At 62.0% G+C, this 26,272-nt stretch carries 22 protein-coding genes; 15 read left to right on the top strand and 7 right to left on the bottom strand.

Annotated elements, in window-relative coordinates; all coding sequences use genetic code 11:
* Positions 1-22 precede the first annotated feature (22 nt).
* The 8 genes from trbL (at position 23) to GQO94_RS07580 (ending at position 6,209) form a co-directional block, all read left to right on the top strand.
* Positions 23-1,330, top strand: a complete 1,308-nt coding sequence (gene trbL / locus GQO94_RS07545; RefSeq protein ID WP_017499931.1) for a P-type conjugative transfer protein TrbL — start codon at positions 23-25, stop codon at positions 1,328-1,330.
* Positions 1,331-1,333: 3 nt separating this feature from the next.
* Positions 1,334-2,176: a conjugal transfer protein TrbF gene (trbF, locus tag GQO94_RS07550; RefSeq protein ID WP_026108910.1), complete on the top strand. Its 843-nt coding sequence runs from the start codon at positions 1,334-1,336 to the stop codon at positions 2,174-2,176.
* A complete protein-coding gene (trbG, locus tag GQO94_RS07555; protein WP_006635655.1) occupies positions 2,173-3,024 on the top strand; it encodes a P-type conjugative transfer protein TrbG in 852 nt (283 codons plus the stop codon). Before trbF ends, trbG begins: the two co-directional genes overlap by 4 nt.
* Positions 3,021-4,259, top strand: a complete 1,239-nt coding sequence (locus GQO94_RS07560; RefSeq protein ID WP_017499929.1) for a TrbI/VirB10 family protein — start codon at positions 3,021-3,023, stop codon at positions 4,257-4,259. The genes trbG and GQO94_RS07560 overlap by 4 nt, the downstream gene beginning before the upstream one ends.
* Complete coding sequence (locus tag GQO94_RS07565) at positions 4,252-4,464, top strand: DUF2274 domain-containing protein (protein ID WP_017499928.1); 213 nt, start codon at positions 4,252-4,254, stop codon at positions 4,462-4,464. The genes GQO94_RS07560 and GQO94_RS07565 overlap by 8 nt, the downstream gene beginning before the upstream one ends.
* A 4-nt stretch (positions 4,465-4,468) precedes the next feature.
* Positions 4,469-4,702 carry a helix-turn-helix domain-containing protein gene (locus GQO94_RS21230; protein ID WP_051035681.1) on the top strand — a complete coding sequence of 78 codons (234 nt, stop codon included), beginning with the start codon at positions 4,469-4,471 and terminating at the stop codon, positions 4,700-4,702.
* Positions 4,703-4,997: 295 nt separating this feature from the next.
* On the top strand, positions 4,998-5,270 hold the full coding sequence (locus GQO94_RS07575; protein ID WP_156840530.1) for a hypothetical protein: 273 nt from the start codon (positions 4,998-5,000) through the stop codon (positions 5,268-5,270).
* 123 nt (positions 5,271-5,393) lie between these two features.
* A complete protein-coding gene (locus tag GQO94_RS07580; protein ID WP_156840531.1) occupies positions 5,394-6,209 on the top strand; it encodes a hypothetical protein in 816 nt (271 codons plus the stop codon).
* Positions 6,210-6,225: 16 nt separating this feature from the next.
* Here GQO94_RS07580 and GQO94_RS07585 read toward each other — a convergent pair whose 3' ends face one another.
* From GQO94_RS07585 to GQO94_RS07595, 3 genes are read right to left on the bottom strand one after another with little or no spacing between them, the layout of a single operon-like run.
* Complete coding sequence (locus GQO94_RS07585) at positions 6,226-6,627, bottom strand: thiol-disulfide oxidoreductase DCC family protein (protein ID WP_156840532.1); 402 nt, start codon at positions 6,625-6,627, stop codon at positions 6,226-6,228.
* Positions 6,624-8,270: a hypothetical protein gene (locus GQO94_RS07590; protein ID WP_156840533.1), complete on the bottom strand. Its 1,647-nt coding sequence runs from the start codon at positions 8,268-8,270 to the stop codon at positions 6,624-6,626. Before GQO94_RS07590 ends, GQO94_RS07585 begins: the two co-directional genes overlap by 4 nt.
* Before the next feature lie 8 nt (positions 8,271-8,278).
* Positions 8,279-9,622 carry a glycosyltransferase gene (locus GQO94_RS07595; protein WP_198045861.1) on the bottom strand — a complete coding sequence of 448 codons (1,344 nt, stop codon included), beginning with the start codon at positions 9,620-9,622 and terminating at the stop codon, positions 8,279-8,281.
* A 197-nt stretch (positions 9,623-9,819) separates the two neighbouring features.
* Here GQO94_RS07595 and GQO94_RS07600 point away from each other — a divergent pair, with 197 nt between their 5' ends.
* Positions 9,820-10,335, top strand: a complete 516-nt coding sequence (locus GQO94_RS07600; protein WP_156840535.1) for an RNA polymerase sigma factor — start codon at positions 9,820-9,822, stop codon at positions 10,333-10,335.
* A gap of 263 nt (positions 10,336-10,598) precedes the next feature.
* On the opposite strand, the gene GQO94_RS07605 is transcribed toward GQO94_RS07600, so the two are convergent.
* The gene (locus GQO94_RS07605; protein ID WP_332310836.1) at positions 10,599-11,537 is read right to left on the bottom strand and encodes an endonuclease/exonuclease/phosphatase family protein; all 939 of its coding nucleotides are present in this window, start codon (positions 11,535-11,537) and stop codon (positions 10,599-10,601) included.
* On the opposite strand from GQO94_RS07605, the gene GQO94_RS07610 reads away from it, so the two are divergent.
* The 3 genes from GQO94_RS07610 to GQO94_RS07620 all read left to right on the top strand — a co-directional run bounded on the left by GQO94_RS07610 (position 11,494) and on the right by GQO94_RS07620 (position 14,019).
* Entirely contained in the window at positions 11,494-11,727 is a 234-nt protein-coding gene (locus GQO94_RS07610; protein WP_156840537.1) for a hypothetical protein, read from the top strand. The two genes, GQO94_RS07605 and GQO94_RS07610, sit on opposite strands and share 44 nt — an antisense overlap.
* 119 nt (positions 11,728-11,846) lie before the next feature.
* Positions 11,847-12,821: a hypothetical protein gene (locus tag GQO94_RS07615; RefSeq protein ID WP_156840538.1), complete on the top strand. Its 975-nt coding sequence runs from the start codon at positions 11,847-11,849 to the stop codon at positions 12,819-12,821.
* A gap of 70 nt (positions 12,822-12,891) precedes the next feature.
* The gene (locus tag GQO94_RS07620) at positions 12,892-14,019 is read left to right on the top strand and encodes a glycosyltransferase (RefSeq protein ID WP_332310835.1); all 1,128 of its coding nucleotides are present in this window, start codon (positions 12,892-12,894) and stop codon (positions 14,017-14,019) included.
* A gap of 77 nt (positions 14,020-14,096) precedes the next feature.
* Here GQO94_RS07620 and GQO94_RS07625 read toward each other — a convergent pair whose 3' ends face one another.
* From GQO94_RS07625 to GQO94_RS07635, 3 genes are all read right to left on the bottom strand, one after another.
* The gene (locus GQO94_RS07625) at positions 14,097-15,845 is read right to left on the bottom strand and encodes an alkaline phosphatase D family protein (protein ID WP_156840540.1); all 1,749 of its coding nucleotides are present in this window, start codon (positions 15,843-15,845) and stop codon (positions 14,097-14,099) included.
* A 113-nt stretch (positions 15,846-15,958) separates the two neighbouring features.
* Entirely contained in the window at positions 15,959-18,319 is a 2,361-nt protein-coding gene (locus GQO94_RS07630; protein ID WP_156840541.1) for a TonB-dependent receptor, read from the bottom strand.
* A 164-nt stretch (positions 18,320-18,483) separates the two neighbouring features.
* The gene (locus tag GQO94_RS07635; protein ID WP_198045863.1) at positions 18,484-18,960 is read right to left on the bottom strand and encodes a PaaI family thioesterase; all 477 of its coding nucleotides are present in this window, start codon (positions 18,958-18,960) and stop codon (positions 18,484-18,486) included.
* A 118-nt stretch (positions 18,961-19,078) separates the two neighbouring features.
* Here GQO94_RS07635 and GQO94_RS07640 point away from each other — a divergent pair, with 118 nt between their 5' ends.
* From GQO94_RS07640 to GQO94_RS07650, 3 genes are all read left to right on the top strand, one after another.
* Positions 19,079-20,059, top strand: coding sequence for an ABC transporter substrate-binding protein (locus GQO94_RS07640; protein ID WP_232332822.1), 981 nt, complete (start codon positions 19,079-19,081; stop codon positions 20,057-20,059).
* Between the two features lie 173 nt (positions 20,060-20,232).
* Complete coding sequence (locus GQO94_RS07645; protein WP_156840544.1) at positions 20,233-23,076, top strand: TonB-dependent receptor plug domain-containing protein; 2,844 nt, start codon at positions 20,233-20,235, stop codon at positions 23,074-23,076.
* A gap of 198 nt (positions 23,077-23,274) precedes the next feature.
* A complete protein-coding gene (locus GQO94_RS07650) occupies positions 23,275-26,172 on the top strand; it encodes a TonB-dependent receptor domain-containing protein (protein WP_156840545.1) in 2,898 nt (965 codons plus the stop codon).
* The last annotated feature ends 100 nt before the right edge of the window (positions 26,173-26,272 follow it).

The following is a 26,272-nucleotide window of genomic DNA, read 5'->3' on the forward strand; positions in this document are numbered from 1 at the left end:
CTTCAAGCAGGAACCCGCCCATATGGATGACCTGAATGTCATCGATCAGTTCATGGAGGCCTTCGCCTCCTACATCGACAGCGGGTTCGGCCTGTTGGGCGGTGACGTCGGTTTCCTGACCACGATCCTGATCGGCATCGACATCACGCTCGCCGGGCTGTTCTGGGCGCTCGGCGGCGAAGACGACGTCATCGCCAAGTTCCTCAAAAAGATCCTCTATGTCGGCGTCTTCGCCCTGATCCTCAACAGCTTCTCGACACTGTCCGATATCATCTTTCGCAGCTTCGCCGGCCTCGGCCTCACCGCAGGGGGCAGCGCGATTACGGCTGACGATTTATTGCGACCCGGCAAGCTGGCCGGGACCGGCTTCGAGGCAGCATGGCCGCTCCTCGAGCAGGCGAAGGAGTTGGTTGGCCCGATCGCCTTCTTCGACAATTTCATCGAGATCGCCGTGCTGGTGATCGCCTGGGTCGTCGTCATCGCCGCCTTTTTCATCCTCGCGATCCAGCTTTTCATCACAATCCTCGAATTCAAGCTTACTTCGCTCGCCGGCTTCGTGCTCGTGCCCTTTGCGCTGTGGAACCGCACGTCGTTCCTCGCCGAACGGGTGCTCGGGAACGTCGTCAGTTCGGGCATCAAGGTCATGGTGCTCGCGGTCATCGTCGGCATCGGCTCTAACTATTTCGCCGACTTCACCAGTGCGATCACCGGCGACGAGGTGTCGATCGAACAGGCCGTGTCGCTGATGCTCGCGAGCCTCGCGATCTTTGGCCTCTCCATCTTCGGCCCGGGAATCGCATCCGGCCTCGTCGCCGGCGCGCCGCAGCTCGGCGCCGGATCGGTGATCGCCACTACCGTGCTTGCCGGCGGAGGTCTTGCGATGGCAGGCGCTGGCGCCGTCGGCGCGGCACGCGGTCTCGCGGGGGCCGGTCTCGGCGCGATCCGCGCCGGTACATCGATGGGGTCTGCCGCATCCACTGCCTACAAGCTCGGGCAGGAAACCTCGGGCTCGACCAGCGTCGGCGCGGGCCTCGGCGGCGTTGCGACCGCCATGCGCGGCGCGGCTGCCAACCGGATGAGCGGCGGTCTCGGCGTTAGCGCTGCCGCCGATCGTGGGCAGCGCGCCGCATGGGAAGCAGGAAGCACCCGTGCCGGCGGCGCCGCCCCCGCAGCCGCGCCGATAGGCGCAGCTGAAGGAACACCCGCCTGGGCGCAGAAGCTTCATGCCAGCCAGAATGCTCGCCACCGCCGCCAGATGGCGATCCACGCAATCCAGGGCGGCGACCGCGGCGGCGCTGGCGCCACTCCAGACATCAAGGAAAGGGACTGAGCGATGAAATTTCGACGCGCATTGCAGCGCTATGGGCGAACGCCCGAACCCGAGACACCCTACCAACGAGCGGGCCAGCTTTGGGATGAGCGTATCGGCTCGGCTCGCGCACAGGCGAAGAACTGGCGGCTGATGGCCTTCGGCGGCCTGTTCCTGACCACTGGTCTGTCGGGCGCGCTGGTCTGGCAATCGATGCAAAGCCGCGTCGTGCCCTATGTGGTCGAGGTCGATGCACTCGGGCAAGCACAGGCCGTCGCGCCTGCCGCCAAGGACTATCGGCCGACCGATCCGCAGATCGCATGGTTCCTCGGCCGGTTCATCACCGGCGTTCGAGCGCGCTCGCTCGATCCGGTATTGATGCGTGAAAACTGGCTATCAGCCTATGATTTCGCGACCGAACGTGCGTCACTGTTCCTCGGCGAATATGCCCGCACCTCCAATCCGTTCGCCGATGTCGGGCGCAAGACGGTTTCGGTGCAGGTGACGAGCGTCGTCCGCGCGTCGGATACGAGCTTCCAGGTCAAATGGACCGAGCAGCAATATGAGCGGGGAAGCCTCGCCAGCACGTCACGCTGGACGGCGATGCTCACGGTGAAGATCAAGCCGCCGCGCTTGGCCGATGTGCTCCGAAAAAACCCGCTCGGTCTCTATGTTGACGCGATCGACTGGAGCCGCGAACTGGAAACGCCTCAGGACCGGCCGCCTTCGCCGCAACCATCGGCCGTGCCCGATCCCGCACAATCACTCCCGGTCGCGCCGCCCACCGACATTCCGCTGGGCTCGCCGCTCGATCCGACCCTTGCTCAACCCGCAGCCGCACCATCCCCCGAAAGGACCGACCAATGATCCGTGCCCTCATCCTGGCGGCGAGCGCGATGGCGCTTGCCATGGGCGTCGCTGCGCAGAGCCGCGAACCCGCGTCACCCACCGCGCGCGTCACTGCCGCCAACCGGGCGGCACTGCGCGAGCCGTCGAGCGCGGGATATATATATGCCGTCCAGGTCTATCCCTGGGCGGAAGGCGTGCTCTACCGGCTCTATGCCGCGCCCGAGCGCATCACCGACATTGCCTTGCAGCCGGGCGAAACGATTGTGTCCGTCGCCGCCGGCGACACCGTGCGCTGGACTGTCGGCGATACCACCAGCGGCATCGGCGAAAGCAAGCGCGTGCACATCCTCGTCAAGCCGTTTTCGGCGGGCCTACGCACAAACCTTGTCATTGCTACCGATCGCCGGACCTACCATCTCCAGCTCGAAAGCACGCCCGCGACCGCGATGGCGGCGATCTCCTGGACCTATCCACATGACGAGCTGATCGCGCTCCGGCGTCAGCGCGATGCAGCCGTGGCGGCGACGCCGATCGCGTCGGGCCTCTCGGTCGAAAGCCTCAACTTCAACTATGCGATCTCGGGCGACAAGCCGGCCTGGCGGCCGCTGCGCGCGTTCGACGATGGGCGGCAGACCTACATCGAGTTCTCGCCTGCGATCGCCGTGGGTGAGGCGCCCCCGCTGTTCGTGATTGGCGAGGATGGCGAGGCCCAGCTCGTCAACTATCGCGTCGCCGGCCGCTATTATGTGGTCGACCGCCTGTTCGGTGTCGCCGAGCTGCGCCTTGGCGGCAAGAAACAGCAGATTGTCCGTATCACCGCCGCCCAGCCGAAGAGCCGGCAGCGCAAGGCCGGGAGGGGCGCGTGACCGATCCAACCGCTTCTTCCGCGCCGATCGCGGCGCCCAAAGCCGACCCCGAAACGCTCGTTCTGCGCGCGGCGCCGGGCCGCGTCACCCGTTTTCGCCGCGGTGCGATCGTCGCCATCGCTGCCGCCGGCTCGACCGCGATCATCGGCGTCGCCTGGCTGGCGCTCAAGCCCGCGACCCTGAGCCTGATCGCACGAAGCGATGAAAAGCTGGTTGGCGCGAAGGCGCCGCCTGATGCGCTCGCGGGCGCGCCGACGAGCTATGGCGACGTGCCGAAGCTCGGGCTACCGCTTCCCGGTGATCTCGGGCGGCCGATCCTCGAGCGCCAGCGGCAGCTTGGCGGGATGGTTCCCCCTGACCCCGCTGCCGATGCGGTGAGCCGGGCCGCGCAGGAAGCCGAAGCCGAGCGCCAGCGCATCGCCGCTGAGCAGAAGGCCGCACGCGAGTCTGGCGTCATGCTGCAATTGGCGGGCGGCGGTCGCGCCGCCGCCCCTGCACCGGTGACTACCGATGCAAGTGTTCCGCCAGCATCGGCCGAGACTGCCAAGCCGCTCCTCGACCCTGACCGAGATCCTAACGCCCAGGGGCGCAAGAACGAATTGGTCGGCCACGCCAATCGCGACGACGACATCAATCCGCACGCGCTGGCGCAGTCCGTATCGCCTTGGACCTTGCAGGCCGGCAGCATCATTGCCGCGAGCCTCATAACCGGGCTCAACTCGGATCTTCCCGGGCTCGTCACCGCGCAGATCACGGAGAACGTCTATGACAGTGTGACCGGGCGCGGTCTGCTCATTCCGCAAGGATCGCGGCTGATCGGCAGCTACGACAGCGTTGTAGCGTTTGGGCAGAGCCGTGCGCTGGTCGTCTGGCAGCGGATTATCCTGCCCGACGGCTCGTCGATTCGTATCGACAATGTGCCGGCGACCGATACGCAGGGCTATGCGGGTCTGTCCGACCGGATCGACCGGCATACTTGGCAACTTCTGAAGGGCGTCGCCCTGTCGACACTGCTGGGCGTCGGCACTGAATTGAGCTTCGGCAGCACCGAAAGCGACCTTGTCCGGGCGATCCGCGAGTCAGCGCAGCAGAGCGGCGCGCGCGCCGGCGATCAGCTCGTCACGCGCAATCTCAATATCCAGCCGACCTTGCGCGTGCGTCCCGGCTGGCCGCTACGGGTGGTCGTGCACAAAGACATCATATTGCCCGGACCCTGGGGAGGCCGTCATGGCTGATTTGAAGCTGCCAAGGCTGCCCGATCGGACGCCGGCTAAGATCACGATCAACGTCATGCCGGATCTCATCGAAGCGCTGAACGACTACGCCGAGGCCTATGAGGCGGCCTACGGCCGACGCGAGTCCGTACCGGACCTCATTCCATTCATGCTTAGCGGCTTCCTGGCGAGCGACCGCTCGTTCAGCCGGGCACGTAAGAAATAGTCCGATGTCGGCCCGGCAGCCTGCAACGAATGGCGACGACGCGCCCCCGATTGGGCCGATAAGCGTTCGCATTCCCGACGCAGTACGGATGACGGGGCTCAGCAAATCCAAGATCTACCAGCTCATCGCTTCCGGCGACATCGAGGCAGCCAAGGTCGGCCGTGCAACCGTGGTGTTTGTCGATAGTCTGCGGTCCTTTCTGCGATCACACTGTAAACAGCCGCGTTCTCGGGCGTAGCAGGGATCGCGCATGTCGGCCTGTCGATATTTCGGCACGGCCTGTCGCGAAGGGGTAAAATTGGGGGTGGATTGAGCGGAATTATCGGCACGACGATCAAGAACGTTGTTATAAATCAGTATCTTATGTTTTTCGTGTGAATCCCTCCTCCGCTACCATCCCACTTTCCAACGACTTCCGGTAAGGGCCGATAAGGTCCATAAAACCGTTGTAAAATCGGCATGTTATGTCTGATTTGCGTCCATCGACGTTCGTTGCCTTCCCTTCCCTTGAGAGCCAGATTTCTCGCTCACCTATGGTGAGACGAAACTTCGACCCATCGTTCAACAAGGGCGGCGATACGATCGTAATCGAAGCTAGCGCGGTGGCTTGCACCGTCCTTCGCGAAGGATCCAATGCGGTCCTCGAAAGCGACGACGCTCTCGTGCGCATCCCGGTGGGGCTGAGTACAACGCAGATCGTCTTCGCGTACGTCGACACCCGCGCGTTGATGATCGTCGACAATAACATCGACCTTTCCGGACAGAGGCTCGCGCTGATGCCGATCGGCATCAGCGCGATCGCGTAAGGTCAGGAGGCTTCGACGACCCGCCCGGCGTTCCGTCCTCGCGACGGTCCCCGGCGAAGCGTCACAAGTATGACAAGAGGCTGATTTAGAAGTGCGCGTGTGACACATCGATCCAGACATTTCGTGCTCCTCGCTCTTATGACGGCCATCGCTCCCGCGACCGTCAGTGCCACGCAGGACGATCCGACGAGCGGGGCGGCGGCGGCAGCCATCGAATTGCGGCGCATCGTCGCGCCCGAGGCGCATCAAGGCGTCGCGACCGGTCCCGGCGTCGTGTACGCCGTCGGCAACAATCAGCTTGCCGCCTACGATCCCCAAACCGGGCGCTCGTTTCGGCAGTGGGAAGGCGATCCAAAACGCTATCCGCACATCAACAGCTGCGAGCGCGTTGGCGAGGAACTGGTCTGCGCGGCATCAAACTATCCTGCGACGCCGATGCGCAGCGAGATCCTGTGGTTCGATGCGGCGACATTGACGCCTTTGCGCCAACATGACCTGGGGCATGGCCATGGCTCGCTGACGTGGGTTGCGCGTCACGACGATGCCTGGTGGCTCTGCTACGCCAATTACGACGGCAAGGGCGGCGAACCGGGGCGGGACCACAAGGCCACGACGCTCGTGCGTCTCGACAACGATCTTGCCGAGACGGGAACTTGGACTTTCCCTGATACCGTGCTCGCGCGCATCGCACCGCGCAGCATTTCGGGAGGCTCGTGGGGAAGCGACGGTCTGCTCTACGTGACGGGACACGATCGCAAGGAAGTCTATGCCATAAAGGTTCCCACCGACGGGAGCGTGCTGCATCACGTCGGGACAATCGCGACCTCGACTGGCGGGCAAGCGATATCATGGGAGCGGCAGGGCGAGCGCGTGCTCTGGTCGATCGACCGGGTCAGTTCGGAGCTTGTCGCAAGCCGGGTGCCGCCGGTCGTCGAGTAACCGGCGGAGCACTTCTCTAGTCGAACGTTGATCCGATCCGCCTGCGGCCCAGCAGGCGCAGCGCCGCGTTCCGCCCCGATCGCAGGACAGGATAGAGCAAACGCGAGCGTATCCGGCCGCGCAGGATCCAGGCGGCAAGCCCGTTGAGCGAAGCGGAAGGAGTCGTCATCAGCGACAGCCAGCGCACGGCCTCGGCGCCGTGATGGATCCGGTCGCTGACGATGACGGCCATGCCCTCGTTCAGATCGACCCCTCTCGCTTTAAGCTTTTCCACCTGCGGATGCCCGCTGCGCGCGTCGATCAGTTCGACAGGCCCCAAGGCAGCCCTCAGACGAAGCATCTTCACGTAGGCTGAGCAGAACGGACACTCGCCGTCATACACGATCTGAACATGATCGCTCTTGCCGGCGGGGCTCATGACAGCGGCCTGTCCTTAACGACGTCATAGACTGGCACTTCGCTCCGGTTCAGGACACGGCGCACGAGGTGCCCGTGGTCGAGCGAAAGGCAGACACTGTCCATCACATAAACGTACCGCGCAATCTGCCTTTTGTCCGTTGCGGCGAAGGGATCAGCGAGGAACGGGCTGGGAACGTGGTGGTGCGGAACGCGGTAGTAATTGAAGCGGCCCTGGTCATCGAGCATCGCCGTGATCCGCTTGTGATGGGCCTGAACGAACCTGCCGATCGCGTCCTTTTGCCCGAAGGCTTCGTCCTGCCCTGCGGCCCCCGGAGCAATCCGGCAGTCCCGACCCGCCAAGAGATCGCGGTGATGAAGTACCGAGCCCCAGATCGAGGGGTTGAAATGATCGGGTCCTCCCGGATGCCAGATCCGGCCCTGCGAAACCTGATATGAAGACGACAGGAAATAGGCGCTCGGAATGCGGAAGCGCGTGCCGTCGCGCATTTCCGCCACGAAGTAAGGAGACGCGAAGCCAGGCGAATCGTACCAGGCGAGCGTCGCGGTCTTGAACATGGCCATTCCGGCAACGACGAAGACCATGGTCGTGCGCTGTGCCAGCGGCCGCCACTCGCTATCGCTCATCCGCGAAAGCGTGAGGAGCAGGATCGTGTTCAACGCAATCCACTTCCAGAACAGTAGTCCGAGCGCGAACCAGACAGCGATATGGAACAGATCGAAACCGATGATCGTCAGGATCAGCCAGCGTCGACGGAGCGGTGCGAACACCGCGAAGATCTGGACCGCAAACGCCGCCAAGTTGATCGGCACGGCAACAGTTCGCAGGACGGTTTCGAGAATATCCACCCCGACCGGCCAGATCGCGAGAGGTAGCGTTCCCTTTTCGAGCGCGCCTGGAATTCCTTCATAGAGCCGGTTGTCGAACAGCCAGGACAGCGGCCCTCCATCGAGCGCGAGCTTGGCAAGCCCCGACCAGAAGTAGTTTGCCAGATGCGCGCCCACCCCCGCCGCGAACAGCATCAGCGCGGATGTCGCGCGGCCAGCTCGATCCAACCCTGTGATTTCCGATAACCTGGCGCTGCGTGACGCGACATCGAGCCATGCGAGGCCGAGCGACCAGAAGGCGATGACCTCGGCGACGTTACGGATGTCTAGCGTCGAGAAATAGAAGCCCGTAAGGCCTGTCTGCAGTTCGCGCATCATCCACAGCACCATCGCCGAGGCGAAGAGCCCGGCCGGGCGCCACAGGCCCAGCAGAGCCAGCCCCGCCCCGACCCAGCGCGCGTGAGAATGGAACAGGACCGAAGGATCCGACATGTCGCGCGCGGCATAGGGAATGGCGAAAGGCTCGAGGGCGAAATAGAGCACGAGGAACGTGCCCGAGGCCCGCAGAAGCGTGCGGGCATAGCGTGGCAGCGCCTGGTAGCGCGCTGGTGCCAGCGCTGTCGCGACCATGCCGATGATCTCGCACCAGACGAAAATGAGCTTTGGCCGTTCGTCGGCCACGAAGTCCGTGCCCTGCTTCAGAAGTACGAACCCGAGCAGAGCGAAGACGAGAGCCAGCAGCGGCGTGGCGAGCGAACCCCAGCCGGTATCGACGGGCGCTCGGTTCGGCAAGCGCGCAGCGGGAATCGTCGCCATCGTCGCGCTCAGTCGAGCGGCTTGAAGCGCAATCCGCGCAGATACTGCATCGTCACCGACCGGCGCACGACGACGCCGTTCGAAACGGACAGGCTGGCCTTTTGCGCGGGCGGCTTGCTGCGCAGGATGCTCGGATCGCCGGGAAATGCGACGCCATCGCGAAGGTAACCGAACTTTCCATTGCCATCCCGATCGTGCAGCACGACGAGGGCGTAGCGACCTGGCGCCGGTGCCCTCACGCAGATGACAGGGATCCCGCGCGACGGGATGTTGACCCGAACTCGTTTGAACGGTTTGCCCTCGGCGATAAGTTGCTTGTCGGGAGCAAGAAAGTCACGATCATGCGCGGGATACAGTTCGAGCTGAAGACGGCCGGACCGGTCCTTGAGGCCGCGGACTTCAAACTGAAAGGCCGGTCCTGGCTCGGGCCTGCGGCAATCGGCTTGATCGCGCCCGCGCTCCTCGCGCGGTGGCACGGGAACGGAAGCGGTGAGCGGGCTCGTTACCGCCAGCAAAGACACCATGAACAGACCGCCCAGGATCGCGCCCGTCGCAGCGGCTCCCGAAGCGCTGCTATTTTCCCATGCCCGTTGCCGCAGAACGGCGTCGCCAAGGTCGCGCTTCCGGAATCGCGACGCCAGGAAGCCATGGAAGAAGCGGGTCTTCAACCCGAACGGCACGAGATGGTACGCCAGCCTTTCGCCCAGCGTCCAGCGAACCGCTTTGCGGCTCGCGCGACGATCCGAGGTTACGCACCACAAGTCCTTACTCCAGGCCTGCCTGCCTTCGTGCAGCACGCGATGCATGAGCTCGTGATCCTTGAGCACGTAAGGCCAAATGGCGGCATCGTATCCACCGACCCGGCACAACACATCGCGGCGGAAGCACTGAGCCGCGCCGCTCGTATGGTTCTGACGCGACAGCAGCCGCATCGCACCGAGGCGATGCCACTCGGCCAGACGCCGTTTCGCGCCCTTTGCTCCGGGCGGCAGCAAGACCGCCGAAGTCGCCACGCATTCCGGCCCGCCGCGATCGAACAGAGCTTGCGCGGCCAAGAGATATTCCGGCGGATAGTATGTGTCCGCATCGCAAATGGCGACGAATTCGCCTTTTGCCGCCGCGATCCCGCATTTCAGCGCATGAACCTGGCCAGGCGTCGGCTCGCTCAAGAATTGCGCTTTGATCCCCAGCTCGGCGACAAGACGCCGAGCGGCCTCGATACCCCCGTCGGTCGAGCCGTTGTCCACGACGATCAATTCGAAGTCCACGGCTTGCGCGCCCAGCGATCTTAGCGTGTCGGGGAGAAATTCCTTCTCGTTGTAGACGGGTACGACAACGGACCAGCGTGTCACGAAATTCTCCTGCTTGAAAACCGGGTCGTGCGACGCCTCCGCCAGTGACGCGGATCGGCGGGTTTCCCCCAGGAAAACCGGCACTGTCTTGGAAGCTCAATAAATCTTCGAAACGGCGGTAATATTCGCGGCTTAAGCGAGGCCCATCGCGAAAGTTTGGTGACAGCGGGGGGCCTATGCACACGACGCAAGCGAGCATGCCGGATAATCTGCATGCGCTTTATCGAGAATGTCGCGGCGACTTGCTGCGGTTCGTTCGGGCGCGGATCGGCGATTGGGCCGAAGCGGATGACGTCATCCAGGACCTTTGGTTGCAGATCGAGACCCGCCGCCCGGAGACGATCTCCAATCCGCGATCCTATCTCTTCAAGATGGCCAACAACATCATCATCGATCGGCAGCGCGAAGTTCTGCGGCGTCGGTCCCGCGACCGGCTCTGGCAGGACTGGCGAACCGATTTCATCCCTGCACGTCGGGACGCGGTCGATCCCACCGAAAACGCGGAAGAATGGCTGATTTTGCAGCAAGAAGTAACGCGACTTCGGGAGACTGTATCGCGCCTCCCCGATGGCGCGCGACGAGTGCTCCATCTGCACAAGATCGACGGTCATAGCCATAGCGAAGTGGCCCGCCGGCTCGGTATCAGCCGCAGCGGCGTGGAAAAGCACATGTCCGTGGCCATGCGTCATCTGCGGCGTTCGCTGGTCGAGTAAATCGACCGGATCGCGCGCTGCCTTCGAACTGCAATATTGCAGTTCCATGATGCGCGTTCGATGGAGGATAGTGTTCTTCTGGAAGCGACGCTCTGGCAGCATCAGATCGACACCGATCGGGTCGACTGGAGCCGCTTCACGGCCTGGCTCGAGCGATCGGAAGCAAACCGGGACGCCTATGCGTGCGTTGCTGCCGTTTGTTCCGGGCCAAGCGACGCCGAGACTGCGCGCCCGCACAGCGTAGCAGCAGGCGACGAAAACGATCATTGCACGCGCCCGATCGCGCCGGGAATGATCCGAAACTCGGTTTGATATCCGACATGGTCGGAAAGCATCGTTCCATCCGGTTCATGTCCGAAGGGAGCATCGGCGCGCACCGGCTTTAGCCGCCAGCTGCTGCCATTGGACCACAATTCGAGATCCTTGCCACGCTCCTTCGCCTCGCGCACGCATTCGGGTAACGGTCGACGTTCGTGCCGGTGCAGAAACTGCAGCGCATCATCGAAGCGATCGTGCTCGGTCAGATCCGAGATCGCCTTGCGAAACAGGCGCTGGCGCACGGCGTCTCGTCCGATGTTGAAATCGCCCGCAAGAATGCGCGGTCTGCGAGGATCGCGCGTCCGGTGCAGGAACTCCACCAGCGCGGTGGTCTGGCGCTCGAACGCCGCGTTCGAGCGCGTGTGAGAGACACCCGATGCGCGGCGACTGTTGAAATGCGTGGTAACGATATCGAGCGGTTCGGACTGGCCGGGAATGCGCACCGAGACCGACAGTATGCCCTTGTTGGCAAGGCAATCGAACCCCGCGCAGGCCGCTTCGGGAAAGGCTTTCCCAACCGTTGCCACGACAGGAAAATCCGAGAGCACCTGCAGGCCGCTGCCGACGTGTTTGCCCAAGCCCTCCCCGGCCCACCAATGGTTCGCGGCGTTACCCGGCGACGCTCCGACTGGATCTTGGGCCGAGGGACCATCGACCACGTAGGCGTATCCGCCCATCCGCCCGATCGCCTTCGCTTCGTCGGTGAAGGCCTCTTGCAGAACGACAATATGGGGATGGCGACCATGCATGCGTAAGTGACGAAATCGCTGGCCAATCTCTTGCAGGGAACCCGTGTCCCTTTTGCGTAGCAACGCGGGCAATCCGTGGACATTGTAAGTCATGACCCGGATCGATGCGGGCGGCTCGTGTGGCGGCTCGACCATTTTAGGCACCACTTCGGACGCGGAAACCGGGAATAAAGACTTGTCCGACGGCACCGCCGCGACGGTCACCAGGCACAGCAGCCCCGCTGCCTTAATGAAGGGTTTTTCCCGAGCCATTCCGACCGCAAGACGGCAAGGCGGCGCAAGCACCGCAGTTCACGGGATCGATTTGATGCGCAATTTATCCTGAAACTCCTGTCAGGCCCGCGACCAGGAATTTTTCGCCGGCCCGAGCGATATTCGGACTGCGGTGGCCGCGAGGGCGTGCCGTCTTCTCAGTCGCGAACCGCAGACGGAAAGGTCATCGTCTTGAGCAGTGCGACTGCGGCAAAAGCCGTGAAGGAAGATCCGTTCGCCGCGCTCACGGCCTCGTCGATCCCGGTCGATCCAGGCCCGGTCATCGCCGCCGGTCGCCGCAGCTGGCCACGATGGCTGGGCACCATCATATCCTTCGCGGTGCTGGTCGCGGCGTTGTACAACCTGCATTGGATCGAGTTGTCGACGCTTCAGGCGCTGCTCCCTTCGGATCCGCGCTTCTGGTTGGTCTATGCCGCCTACTACCTGCTCGGCCCCGTCAGCGAGTGGATCATTTTCCGGCGTTTGTGGAACTTGCCCCCAAGCGGGATCGTGCCCCTTCTACGCAAGAAGGTGAGCAACGAACTGCTGCTCGGGTATCTGGGTGAGCTCTACTTCTACAGCTGGGCGCGACGGCACGCCAATCTCGTCGCGGCGCCTTTCGGCGCCATCAAGGACGTTACCATCATTTCCGCGATGACCGGAAACGCGATCACCCTGACCATGCTTCTTTTTGCCGCGCCATGGCTACTCGGACTGGTCGCAGGCCTTGATCTCGACGTGAGCCAGCAGGCCATCGCCTATTCGACGGGCTTCATCGCGCTCAGTTCGCTACTCGTCTTCGTATTCCGGCGCCGCGTGCTCAGTTTGCCCAAGGAAGAGTTGCGCTTCGTTTTTCTGGTGCATGGCGCGCGCGCGATTCTCAACATCCTGCTTCTCGCAACCCTGTGGCATCTCGCGCTGCCGCTCGTCGCGCTCCTGTGGTGGGCCATTCTGTCGCTCACTCGCCAGTTGGTGTCACGCTTGCCGTTCGTGCCGAACAAGGACGTCATCTTTGCCAGCCTCGCCATCTTCTTCGTCGGCGGCGACGGCACCATTCCGGCGCTGATGACACTCATTGCCGGAATCGTTCTGCTGACCCACCTGATCGTCGGCGCGGTCACGTCAGGGATCGAGATTGTTCACAACCTGAACCGGGAAGCGGCATGAGCAAGTTAGGGATCGCCGCCTGATGCGCCTAGTCGACGTTTGCGCGTTTTACGCCACGAGGGGCGGCGGCGTGCGGACGTACGTCGATCGCAAGTTGCGCGCGGCGGATCGCTTCGGGGTCGAGATCGTGGCGATCGTTCCCGGCGAGACCGACAGCTTCGAGCAAGTGGCCGAACGCGGCTACATCAGCACCATACGCGGCCCGCTGTTCCCGCTCGATCCGCGCTACCGCTATTTCTCGAATGAAGCGAGGCTTCACGCCGAACTCGACCGGCTCGCGCCCGACTTCGTCGAATGCGGCACGCCCTGGGCGAGCGCCAAGATGGTGGCGCAGTGGCGGGGCGCGGCGCCCCGGGCCCTGATCATGCATCTCGATGTCTTCGCAACCTACCCTTATCGCTGGCTGGGCCGCTACATGGACGAGGGCTCGATCGATCGCGGCTTCGAATGGTTCTGGCGACGGCTGCGCCAGTTCGGCAATGCCTTCGATCTCGTGATCTGCGCCAATCACGATCTCGGCCGGCGCACCGCTGCGGGTGGCGTCGATAACGTCGTCGTGGAGCCGATGGGGGTTGAGCCTGGCGTATTCTCCCCAAGCTTGCGCGACATGCCTTTCCGCGCCGATCTCCTGCGTAGCCTCGACCTCGGCTCCGAGGCGACTTTGCTGCTCGGCGTGGGCCGGCATTCACCGGAAAAGCGGTGGCCGACCATCGTCGAGGCAGTGACGGCGGCGGGATATGCGAACGACGTGGGGCTGGTGATCATCGGCGAAGGCCGTGATCGCCCGCGCATTGAACGGGCCATCGGCGGCAACCCTCACGTGCGCCTGCTCGAGCCGACGCGTGACAGACACGCGATGGCGCGGCTGATGGCCAGCGCCGATGCGCTGATCCATGGCAGCGAATCGGAATCCTTCGGCATGGTCGGAGCCGAAGCGCGGGCAAGCGGCTTGCCACTCCTCGTCCCCGATCGCGGCGGCATGGTCGATCAGGCGCGCGGCGGCATGGGCTGGACGTATGCGTCCGGCGACGGCGAAGACCTCGCAGTCAAACTGCACGAGATCCTAGCTACCCGTGCGATACCCGAAGCGCGGGCGCGGTGCATCGCTTCGGCGGCCAGCGTTCGCACCATGGATGCGCATTTCGACGAACTGTTCGCGCGCTACAGGCATTTGTCCAGTTCCAGGCGCGCGGCCTGAAAGTCGCTCTGCGCAGCCGGTGCCGTCAGGACGGCTCCGGCGCACCTCCCTAATGAATAGATCGCCGACCGCCGAAGTTAACCGCGCAGCGAAAGGCTGCCGTTGTCAGGCACGAATGTGAAGCGACGCAACACCGAAGTGCGATACTCGGGCCGCAAGACGGTATCGACCGCGACGAAGGTCGCGATGCCTTCCTGTCGGCCGAATTCCACTCGGACATATCCCTGATGCATGTTGTCCGTCCAGCGGACTTCGGGAATATGCTCGGCATAGATCGCATCGAGTTCACGCGCCTTGTCGGGCGAGAAACCGCTTTCGACGAAGTCGCCCGGCGAGGAAATGCCGGCGGTCCCAAATTCGATTCCAACCGGCTCGCGTGCATCGTTGACGAGGCTGTTGGCCCAGAAGCTATGACTGTCCCCCACGAGGAATACCAGATCGCGCGCGCCGGCCTCTGCCGCTAGATCATAGAGCCGCTCCCGCGCCCAGGGATAGCCCGTCCACGCGTCGGTGTAGTCAGGCAGATTGTACAGGCCGCGCCAGGCAAGCGAGACCTCCGCCTTGGAGGTGAGCGCAGCCAGTTCCTGCGGGCTCTTGGCGTTGGCGAGCGCCGGGCGTGGGTCGGGCAACACGCCGAGCGCGACCATGTCCGGAACCAGCAACCGTGCAATGACCATGGGCGACGCGATGATCCGCCATGGCTGTCTGGCCTCGACGGAAGCCTTCAGTGCGGCGGCGAGGTCGGTCTCGAGTTCAGGCGAAAGCATGGGGCGGTTTGGCGCGCCTATCACATCGTTCTTGAATCTTTCCGCCGACGCGGCATCGGTTATTTGCGTCGCATACTGCATGTAGTCGATCTGCTCGGCGCGCGCGGTGTGGCGCGTTTCCAGCGTGTGCAACATGGCGAGGTCGCCGAACGAATATTCGCGCCAGAATTGCATGCGCGAGCGGCCCTGATGAGTCAGCCATTCCGGTTCGCGCACCGGCATCCATTCGAAGTACGCCTGGATCGAAGCATCGCGACGGGCCGGCCAGGGGCCTTCGCTCGCCGGCTGGTGGTTCTGCGCCCCGCCGATCCAGGGATTGTTGGCGGATTCATGGTCGTCCCAGCAAGCCAGCAGCGTGTGATTGGCATGCATGGCGCGCGCACCGGCATCGGTCTTGTACTGCGCGTGACGCTCGCGATAGTCGGCAAGGCTGACAATTTCGTGCGCGGGCGCATGGGTACGGCCAATTTTCTCAGCGACGCTCTGCCCCCAGCTGTCCTTGCCGCCATATTCGTAGATGTAATCCCCGGTATGGAGGACGAAGTCGATCGCCGGATCGCGCGCAATGGCGTCGTAGGCGTTGAAAAAGCCGAATGCGTAATTCGAGCAAGAGGCAAGCGCGATGCCGAGGCGCTGCACCTGGCCGGTCGGCAAGGTCCGCGCGCGCCCGACAGCCGAGATGACATCGCCGACGCGGAAGCGGTAGTAAACGAACGCCCCCTCAGCGAGGCGGTTGGCAAGGACTTTTACCGTGAAGTCGCGCGCCGCGCTGGTGCGCGCGATACCCTGGCGTATGACCTTTCGGAAATCGGGCGTTTCGCTCAGTTCCCAGACAGCCTCGCTCGGTTGTTCACCAGTTTCCTTAGAGGGCGAGAGCCGGGTCCAAAGGACCACGCTGGTCGCGTCGGGATCGCCGCTGGCAACGCCGTGCTGGAATATGGGATTGGGGGCAGGGCGCGCCAATGTGCGGATCGGACCCGCGAAAAGGACAGCGGCGCTCAGAGAGCCGGCCAGAAGCGCGCGGCGGGATACTTCGCTCGGCAAAGGTGTGCGGATCATCGATTGGGCTCCTTCAAGTCGCAACGCTCATGCCCGGGAACTATCGCTGTCGTGTGACGCGGGGATGCAGACTCGCGCCTGCATCCCCTTTTCGTCGAACCATGACGGCGAGATCAGAAATCCGCCGTGAGCGTCACGATCGCCGTGCGCGGCGCACCGATCCAGGCGTAATTGGCCGCGATGCCGCCGAGATAGCTTTCGTCCGTTACGTTGGTGATGTTCAGTCGAAGCTCGAGGCCCTGGATCGAATCGTCGATGTCCTCGCTTCTAAGCGCTACCGAAATGTCTGTGAGGAAGAAGTTCTCGGCGATCCAGGTGTTCGCCGTGTTAACGAAGCGATCGCCGGTATACTTGCCCGTCACGCCGAAAGTCAGCGGACCGGCCTGATATGTGCCCGACAACACCCACATATGCTCCGGAATGCCAGCGACGCGATTGCCCGGCGTTATGCCCTGCTCGGTATCGAGGGTCGGGTTGCCCGTGCCGCGATACGTTGCATCGATATACGTATAGGAACCATAGAGGCTGAGCCCCGGCAAAGGCCGTACGTTCGCGAGGATCTCGAGCCCTTCTGAATCGATGCCACCCGCATTGAAGAACTTGCCGTCGCCTTCGCCCAGGTAGTCGTTACCGGCGCCCGTCGAATTCGACACGAAGATGACCTGGTTGGAGAACTTGCTTTTGAACCAGGTTGCCGATGCGTTCAGGATGCCGCTGCTATAGCGCACGCCCGCTTCCCAATTCTCGGCCGTTTCGGGTTTGATTTCGGAAAAGTCGGCGTTCGAGAACTCTAGCAGAGCATCGGTCAGCGCCTTGAAGTTCTCCGAGTAGCCCGCGAAGAAATTGAGGCCCGCGATCGGGTTGACCTGCACGCCGCCGGAAAGGAGCAAGTCTGACTTGGATCGAATGCTATCGTTGGGCGTTTCGCCGAACAGGTCCTCACGATCGATGTGCGTGAGGAACTGCTTGACCCCGAAGTTCGCCGTAACCGGACCAAACGTGACTTCGTCCTGCGCATACCACTTGAACGTATCTTGTGGGTACTTCCGGCTGTACTGGGTCCAGTAAGGAATTTCCTCATATTTCGGACCGATCTTCGTGTCGATGACATTGTGCCAGTTGCGATACTCGCGCCGGGTCGTGTCTTCGTACCAGAAGCCCGCCCGGAGTGTATTGGCCACATCGCCGAAGTTTAGAGCGAGCGCGCCATCGCCCGTGAACCCAAGGCGTTTCTTGCGATAGTGCGTGTGGCGATAGGACTGCGCACCGATAGCGCCCGCTTCGTAACAAGCCGGATCATAGTTGGGGTCGGTCGTGCCGCCATAGGGATAGGGAATGTTACCCAAGCATCCCGCGATCGGCGTAAGCGCGCGGCCCGCGGCATCGACGAAATAGATCGTGCCAAGCGGGGAGCCGCCGTTGACCGTGCTCGACCCGTCAAGCTCGCTTTGCGGATTGCCGACGCCGTCCGCAGTCACATCGACTACGTACTGCGGCACCCAGTCGCCCCGACCGCCCATCTCGTGATAGTAAACCGAGCCTTCGAGCTTGAGCATATCCGCCAGTTCAGCATCGGCTTTCAGATAACTGAAGAAGTTCTCGCGCAGCGTGGACCACGCACGGCGATAGGCCTGATCCTGGTAGGGGATGCCAGTCCACACACCGACGAGGCCGTCCGTATCGGGGAAAGCCGCGAACTGCGCCGCTGAATAGATCTGGTCGTAGTTGTCTTCCTGCGTGTTGTCGTAGGAGGCGTACGCCGTGAGCCGTACAGGAAGAAGATCGGCCGTGATCTTGGCCGCGGCATGATCGCGGTGGTTCTGCGCCGAATGTTCGATCCAGTCGCTTGCTTGCTGGTAAGAGTACGAGAACCAAGCTTTGGCGGCACCAGCCGCGAAAGTCCCGGTATCGACCCGGCCGTAGATGCGCTTGGCGCCGAACGAGCCACCCGACGCCGAAACCCGTACGCGCGAGATATCGAGCGGGTTAGCGGTGACGAAATTGATCGTTCCGCCCAGCGCCTCGTTGGAGCGCGAGGCGATATCCGCGGTGCCCTGGAAGACTTCGACCGTGTCGATGTTCATGGTGTCGACATAGCGGTTCGCCTTCGAGCCGCCGCCGTAACCCGAACCTCCGTTAGGCAGTCCGTCGATCGTCGAGCCGACCTGCTGCTGGTCGAGGTTGGTCTGGTATCCGCGCACCGATAGTGTGGTAGACCAGTCGTCGAAGCCGTAGGCATCGCCCTGATTGACCTGCACGCCGGGTAAAGTGCCGATGAGGTCGATGACCGACGAAACCGCCGATTTGTCGTCAATGAGCGTCTCGTCGAGCGCGGAGTTGTTATAGGTGGTCGCCTGACCCGTGACGACGATATCGCCAATAGGTTCATCGTCCGCCCTTGCATTACCGGCGGTGGCAAACGCTGCGGCGCTGACACCGAACAGGCAGCACGCCTTGATCCAAGAATTCCTCATACTTGACCCCCCGAGATGCATCGCTGTTGCGGAGCGCCCATTGGGGGAAGGTCATGTCAGCAATTTTAAGTTTCCGAGGCAGTTCGCTTTCGCAACGATGAAACAATTGTGAACGGCCTGAAACGATGGACGCGCCCCGTCGCTGGGGTGTGAGAAAATGTCGTTCAATCCGCAGTCGATCGAATGCGTGCGAATGTGGAGATCGCAGTCGCAAGGCATTTGCCTTGATCAGAGTAAATACTCGACCTCGCGAAAAGAACCGAGCGTCCGACTTTATCGATCTGGCCTTCTGCCTCGCAATGATTTGCGATGCCCGGTCGCATGAAGTTGATATTCAGATTGATGCTGGCGATCGTCTCTTCGGGTGACAGCACGCTCAAGGCAGCCATCGACATCGCGCAATCCAGCATCGTTGCCACTATCCCGCCGTGAATCAAGCCATCGCCCTGGCGACCCTGCTCTGGCACGGTAAAGCGGAATCTGACCGAGCCTTGCTGGCCGCGGATGAACACGGCGTTGAGGGCTTTCATCATCGGCGTCGATGCGAAAGGGACTTCCGTCGCCTCCGTTTCGATCAGCGTGCGAATGACGCTGGCACCCGACAAAGCGGGTCTACTTTCTGGAGCGGAACGCTCACTCATTGACTTCACCTTTGCGCGTCTCGGCAGGCATCGCTCATGCGTGCTGCTCGCGATTTGCCAATAACGCACTGAATTGTATAATTGCAAACGAGATTGATATTGTTTTGGGGGAGCGGAAATGATGCTGGATCTGGTGAAAAGGCTTTTCATAAGCTTTGCAGCGATGGCCCTGACAGGGTGTGCGACTGTCCCATCGCCAGCTGAACCGACCTCGCCACTCCGGCTCCGCGCCAATACCGGGGCCATCGAATCCGCACCTATCCTGCTGGCGGCGCGAGACTATTTCCCCGGCGGGCTCGAAGTGAGGCGGGGCGCCATCCCCAATCTGGTTGGGGCCGAGAACATCCCCGGCGTATTCGAGCCCGGCCCGGCAGATGTCGCTACGCACGCCGAAACGCAGGCGCTTCGCTATTCCCTGAAAAACCCGGAGATACGGATCATTCTGACCGTGACCGAGGGGCACTATCGGGTTGTCGCGCGCAAGTCCGCAGGGATCGCCACGCTAGCGGATCTGAAAGGCAAGCGTATCGGCACTTTGCCCGGAACCTCGGCAGCCTACTTTCTCAACCGGATGCTGTTGTCGGCGAACATTTCCCCCCAAGACGTCGACATCGTCAAAGTCCCGATCGCAGAGCTGGCCCCGCAGCTTGCGGCCCAGACGATCGATGCCGTGGCAATCTGGGATCCTTATGGCGAGCGGGCAGCAGTTGCCATCGGTGAGGATCTGGTGAGTTTCTCGGATCGGGCCGTCTATCGGGAAATTTTCAACCTCAATACCACGGCGGAGAAGCTGGCGGACCCGGTTCTTCGCGCCGAGATGGTCAAGCTCGTGCGAGCGATAATCGCGGCAACGGCCGACATGAAGCGAGCCCCGGCACGGGCCCAGCAGATTGCAACGCACGTCACCGGTTTCGATCCTGCCGAAGTGTCCGGAGCGTGGTCGCATATGGTGTTCCCGGCAAGTCTCCCGGACGATCTTCTCGATGTCATGGTGGAAGAAGAGAAGTGGTTGGCAGAGCAAGCGGAAAGACCAGCCCGATCTCGCGAGCAGCTTGCCAAACTCATCGATTCCAGCGTGCTTGAAGAGGCCTTGCGCTAATCCGTGTAGCTCGCGGCAACGCGCTCAAAAGGCGCAGAAAATCGTCTACTTGGTATCGAAATATAAGCGCATGAATCAGCCGAGCTGATAAAAATATGTGCGTCAATATTGAATTGAAAATGCTAATGACATAAAACCCCCTTTATAACACAACGATAAGAGGGGATGTCACTATGAAGGAGTGCAACCGGCTGCACGCCCGTTTCCATTTGGGTCTCAGGGCAACTACGGCACTGGGACTGGCCGTTCTGGCGGCACCTCCAGCCTGGGCTCAGGAGGGCGATGAAGCCGCCGTCCCCCCAACGGTTCTGCCGGGACAGGCCTCGGCTAAACTCGATAATCAGGCCGACAATTCGATTGTGGTCACGGCCTCACGCACCGCGCGCAACGGGCTCGACGCGCCGACGCCGACGCAGATCGTCGACAGTGAGGTCCTGGATCGGCAGGCTGCCACGACTGTGATGGAGGTTCTGAACCAGAACCCGGCATTCAAGGCGACGCGGTCTCCGGGTGCCAACGCGACCAATGTCGCCAGTCCCGGTCAGGCAACGGCAGACTTGCGCGCGCTCGGCGGGCAACGCACGCTGGTTCTCGTCAACGGCGCAAGGATCGTCCCCTTCGCGCCGGCTTCGAACCGATCGGTGCCGACGACGACCGACCTCAACCTCATCCCCACTATGATGATCGACCGTGTGGACGTGGTGACCGGTGGTGCCTCCGCGCTCTACGGTTCGGATGCCGTATCCGGCGTCGTCAATCTGATCATGAAAACAAGTTACGACGGCATCGATGCGCGCGTCCAAACCGGCATCTCCGAGAGGGGGGACTATAGGACTTTTCGCGCCGGCTTTGTGGCAGGCAGCGACTTTGCCGATGGTCGCGGTAATGTCGTGATCAGCGCCGATTACTCGGACAACACCGGCGTCGGCGATATCTACACCCGCGGCTGGGGGCGCCGTGAACAGCTGATCATTCCGATCGGTGGCGGCAACCAGCTGCTGACCGATAACGTGCGACAGCAGCTGGGCATCGGCGGCGTGATCGTCGGCGGCGCCGATGCGCTGATCGACTATACCTTCAACGACGATCTTTCCATTCGCCCGTTCGATCGCGGGAGCCCGACGGCAGGCCGCGTCATGGTGGGCGGTGAGGGCCAGTCGCTGATCAAGGGCACGTCGCTCGTTCCGCCGGTCGAGCGGTTTACCGCCTATGGCAGCATCTATTTCGACTTCTCCGACAGCGTGACGGGCTACATCGAAGGCGGCTGGGCCAAGGCTACCGGCAGCCTCGAAGGCGTGCCGATCCGTCTGACGCGGCAAGTGATCGCCAACGACAATCCTTATATCCCTGACGCAGTCCGGGCCGAGTTGGGGGGTAATGATCTCTTTATCAGCAAGTACGCCTACGATTTCGGGCTGAACCAGTATGCGGTCACCAACGAGACGCCGCACGGTACCATTGGCTTGCGGGGAGAGCTGGGCGACAACTGGCGCTGGGATGCCCATGCGACGTATGGCATCAACTATTATCGTCAGCGCGGCACGCAGTTGCCGATCACCCAGAATCTGGCCTTCGCGCTCGACGCGGTGGATGAGGGCGCGTTCCTGAACAATGCGCCCAACGGCAATATCGTGTGCCGCGCCGTGGCCGCGGGAAATCCGGATGCGGCGGGCTGTGCGCCGCTCAATTTCTTCGGCCGGAACAACTTCTCCGAGGCCGCGCGCGAGTACGTGTTCGGCGAGAACTTCGCCGATGTGAAATACACGCAATTTACTGCCGCCGCCAATATCGTGGGCGATGTCTTTACGCTTCCCGCCGGTCCGGTGACGGTCGCCGTAGGCGGCGAGTATCGGAAGGAAACGCAAAAGCTCACGTCCGATCCGATCGCGCAGCAAAACGGCTATCTCGGTTCCGGCAACGCCATTCCCTATTCTGGCAAGTTCGACGTGATCGAGGGCTATACCGAAGCGACCGTTCCGGTCTTCTCGATGCTCGATCTGAACGGTGCGATCCGTTACGCCGATTACAGCACCGCAGGGGGGCAGGTAACCTGGAAGCTGGGTGGTGTCTTCACACCCATCGAAGGTCTCAATCTGCGCGTGGCACGTTCGCGCGACATTCGCGCGCCCGCGATCAACGAACTGGCCAGCCCCGGCAACAATGTGTTCGCCACGGTCGCTCTAAAAGGGAAGGTCAATGCCATTCCGGCGAACTCCACGCGGGGTAATCCGGATGTCGGACCTGAAAAGGCCGATACCTGGACGGCCGGTTTGGCCTATCGCGGATCGGGCGCGCTGTCCGGTTTCGGTGCCTCGATCGACTATTATAACATCAAGATCAACGACGCGATCGCCAACCCTTCGGCGGCGCAAGTCGCACAGCTTTGCGATGACGGTCAGCAATACTTCTGCGATCAGTTCACCTATGGCCCCGATCCCGAGAATCCGGGCGAGCAAATTCACACCGCACTCGTTTCCGGTACGCTGAACCTCGGCTCGTTCGAGCAAGAGGGTATCGACATCACCCTCAACTATCGGACAAACGTCGGCTTTCTTGGTGCGAGCGGTCGGTACAGCATCGGTGGCAGTGGAACCTACGTGTTGCATTCGATCGTCGACCCAGGGGTGGTCGGTGCCGTTGCGCAGGACAATGCGGGCGCGCACAACCCCTATACGCTGGGGGCCATTCCCGATTTTCGCGGCAACATCACCCAGACGCTCGGCAATGATTCTTTCGAAGTGTCCCTGCAGACGATTTACATAAGCTCCGGCGTCCAGGATTATGCTTTCGAGGGCAAGATCAACGACAATTCGGTTCCGTCCGTCACCTACTTCAACGCTTTCGGGAAGTTTTTCGCCGGCTCAGGAAAAAGATTTGAATTCTTTTGGGCTATCAACAACCTGTTCGACAAGGATCCCGCGATCACACCCTACTATATTCTGAATGCGCCGGTGAATGGCCAGTATTACGACAAGGTCGGGCGCAACTACATGGCCGGGATCCGCATCCGCATGTGAGCCATCTCGCAAATCCAGCCGACTAAGCGAAGGGCGCCTGTGGCAGGTCACAGGCGCCCTTTTTGTTTGTCATGCTGCGCTCTCGCATTCTCTTGTCAAAGCTCAAAATCAGTATAAGCAAACCGTGTTCTACAATACCAAACGAATCGGGTTGAGAGCGAAGGCGGTGTCAATGCCGCTCACGAGGGAGGATGGGAAATGAGCAAGAGGTTGGGCAAAATCGGTGTACCCTGGTGCGGCGCAAGGTTGCTTGCGGGGACTGCCATCGCCTTGTCACCTCTCCCGGTGCTCGCACAGGTGGACGTTGTCGAGGAAGACGAGCAGGTCCCAGCAGCGGCGGAGGCGGAAGACGGTCAGGTCGGCGAGATCATCGTCAGCGCATCGCGCACGACGACCGACGGCCTGCTCGCGCCGACGCCGACCCAAGTGGTCAGCGCGGATGTGATCGAGCGGCAGGCGGCAACCACGGTGATGGAGGTTCTGAACCAGAACCCGGCATTCAAGGCGACCCGCTCGCCCGGCGCGAACGCCACGAATACCTCGAGCCCCGCGCAAGCGACGGCGGATCTGCGTGCGCTGGGCGGACAGCGTACACTTGTTCTTGTTAACCAGTCGCGCGTCGTGCCTTTCGCACCGGCCAGTAACCTCGGCGTTCCGACGACGACCGACCTCAACCTGTTCCCGACTTTGATGATCGATCGGGTCGATGTCGTGACCGGCGGTGCTTCTGCACTTTATGGATCGGACGCGGTTTCGGGCGTCGTGAACATCATCATGAAGCGCAAGTACGAGGGCATCAACGCCACCGTGCAGGGCGGTATTTCCGAACAGGGCGACTACCGCACCTTGCGCGCCGGGTTCATCGGCGGAACGAGTTTTGCGGACGACCGCGCCGATCTCGTGGTCAGCGTCGATTATTCCGACAATAACGGCGTGCCGGATATCTATTCGCGTGGTTGGGGCCGTGAGGAATGGATGATCGTCAGCAATGGTCAGCGTGCGCAGAATGGGCTCGAAGCCTTTCTTCTGGCCCGCAACGTGCACAACAATCTGGGCCAAGCGGGCGTTATCACCAGCGCGATTCCGGGCCTGCAGGGTCAGACCTTCAATCCGGACGGAACGCTGCGTCCCTTCGAAAGGGGCTCAATTTCGGGCGGTTCGACGATGATCGGTGGCGAGGGTGCCAGCATCATCAAACGCACGGATCTTATTCCTGCCGTCGAGCGCCTGACTGCCTATGGTTCGCTCTACTACGAACTGACCGACTCCGTCACCGCCTTCATCGAGGGCGGCTGGTCGCGCTCTGTCGGCACGCTGGATGGCGTGCCCATCCGGCTGTCCTCATTCGCGATCCGCTCGGACAATGCGTTCATTCCCAGCCAGGTACAGGCGCTCCTTCCTGCAGGGACGAACAGCTTCAACATGAGCCGGATCGCCTACGACATTCCCAACAATGTCTATGAGATCATCAATGAGACGCCGCACGGCGTCATCGGGTTCGAGGCGGATCTGGGCGGCAAGTGGAAAATGGACGGCCATGCCAGCTACGGGATCAACTACTACACGGCGAACACGTTCAAGAATCCGGTGCGAGACAACCTGAACTTTGCTCTCGATGCCGTCGACGAAGGGCGGTTCCTCAACGGCACACCCAACGGAAATATCGTTTGCCGCGCCGTCGCTCAGGGAAATCCCAATGCCGCCGGATGCGTACCGCTCAACCTTTTCGGCGAATATAATTACGATCAGGCCGCGGTGGACTACATCTGGGGCGTAGGCCAGGCCAAGGTGAAATACGACCAACTCTCTATCGCAGGCAATATCGTCGGTGAACCGTTCGCAACCTGGGCGGGGCCGGTCGTCGTCGCGTTTGGCGGCGAATATCGCAAGGAAACGCAGAAGCTCACCGCCGATGACGTGGCTTCCAACAATGGCTTCCTCACCGCCGGCAACGCCGTGCCCTATTCGGGCGAATTCGACGTCAAGGAAGGCTATATCGAGGCGACCGTGCCTTTGCTCGCCGATATGCCGTTCGCGCGCAACTTGGATCTCAACGGCGCCGTCCGCTATGCGGACTACAGCAGTGCCGGTGGTCTGACCGCCTGGAAACTTGGCGCCGTGTACGAGCCGATTGACGGCCTGAACCTGCGCGTCGCTCGTTCGCGCGACATTCGCGCGCCTGCCATCAACGAACTGGCCAGCCCGGGCAGCAACGTAACGAACAACGTCACGCTGGTGGTGGACGGGGTGACCAAGAACGCCGTTATTCCGCAGAATACCAGCGCGGGCAATCCAGACGCAGAGGCCGAATTCGCCGATACGCTGACGGCCGGCTTCGCCTATCGCGGCAGCGGCGGCCTGGCGGGCTTCGGCCTTTCGGTCGACTACTATAATATCAAGATCAAGAACGCGATCACGAACCTTTCGACGGTGAATATCGCCAGCTTGTGCAGCTCGGGTGAACAGTACTTCTGCAACCTTTTCTCTTATGGGCCCGATACGTCCACGGCGGATCCCAACGATCGTATTCAAACGGGTCTGGTCGCAGGCTCGCTGAACGTCGGTGCTTTCGAGCAGGAAGGCGTCGACATGACGCTGAACTACAGCAGCGGCATCGGCTTTCTGGGAGAGGGCGGCCGTTATTCGGTGAATGCGAGCGGAACCTACATCTTCCATGCCTTCGTCGATTCCGGCACGGGCGCGCCGCCGGTCGACCGGGCAGGAGAGAACGGCTGGGCGAACCTCGGCGCGATCCCACGGTTCCGAGGCAATCTTTCGCAGACGCTCGGCAATGACGACTTTCAGGTGACCTTGCAGACGATCTTCATCTCCAAGGGCAAGCAGGACGTCACTTACAACACTTTGCCCACCAACACGATCAACGACAACACCGTACCGGCTGTTACGTATTTTAATCTCTTCGGAAAATTCTTCGCGGGCGAGGACAAGGACTTCGAGTTCTTCTACGCGATCAACAACCTGCTCGACAAGGATCCGCCGCCGACACCCTACATCATTCTCAATGGCCCAGTGAACGGACAGTACTACGACAAGGTCGGACGTAACTTTACGATCGGCGCGCGGATGAAGTTCTGATCGCGTGCCTGCTCGGCGACGTTCGCGGCTTTTCCCGATCCAGTCTGCGGTTCGGGGAAAGCCGGGGGCCCGCTGCATCGGGGGCGGCGCAACGCGGTTG

The sequence above is a fragment of the Novosphingobium aquimarinum genome (assembly GCF_009746585.1).
Classification (GTDB): domain Bacteria; phylum Pseudomonadota; class Alphaproteobacteria; order Sphingomonadales; family Sphingomonadaceae; genus Novosphingobium; species Novosphingobium aquimarinum.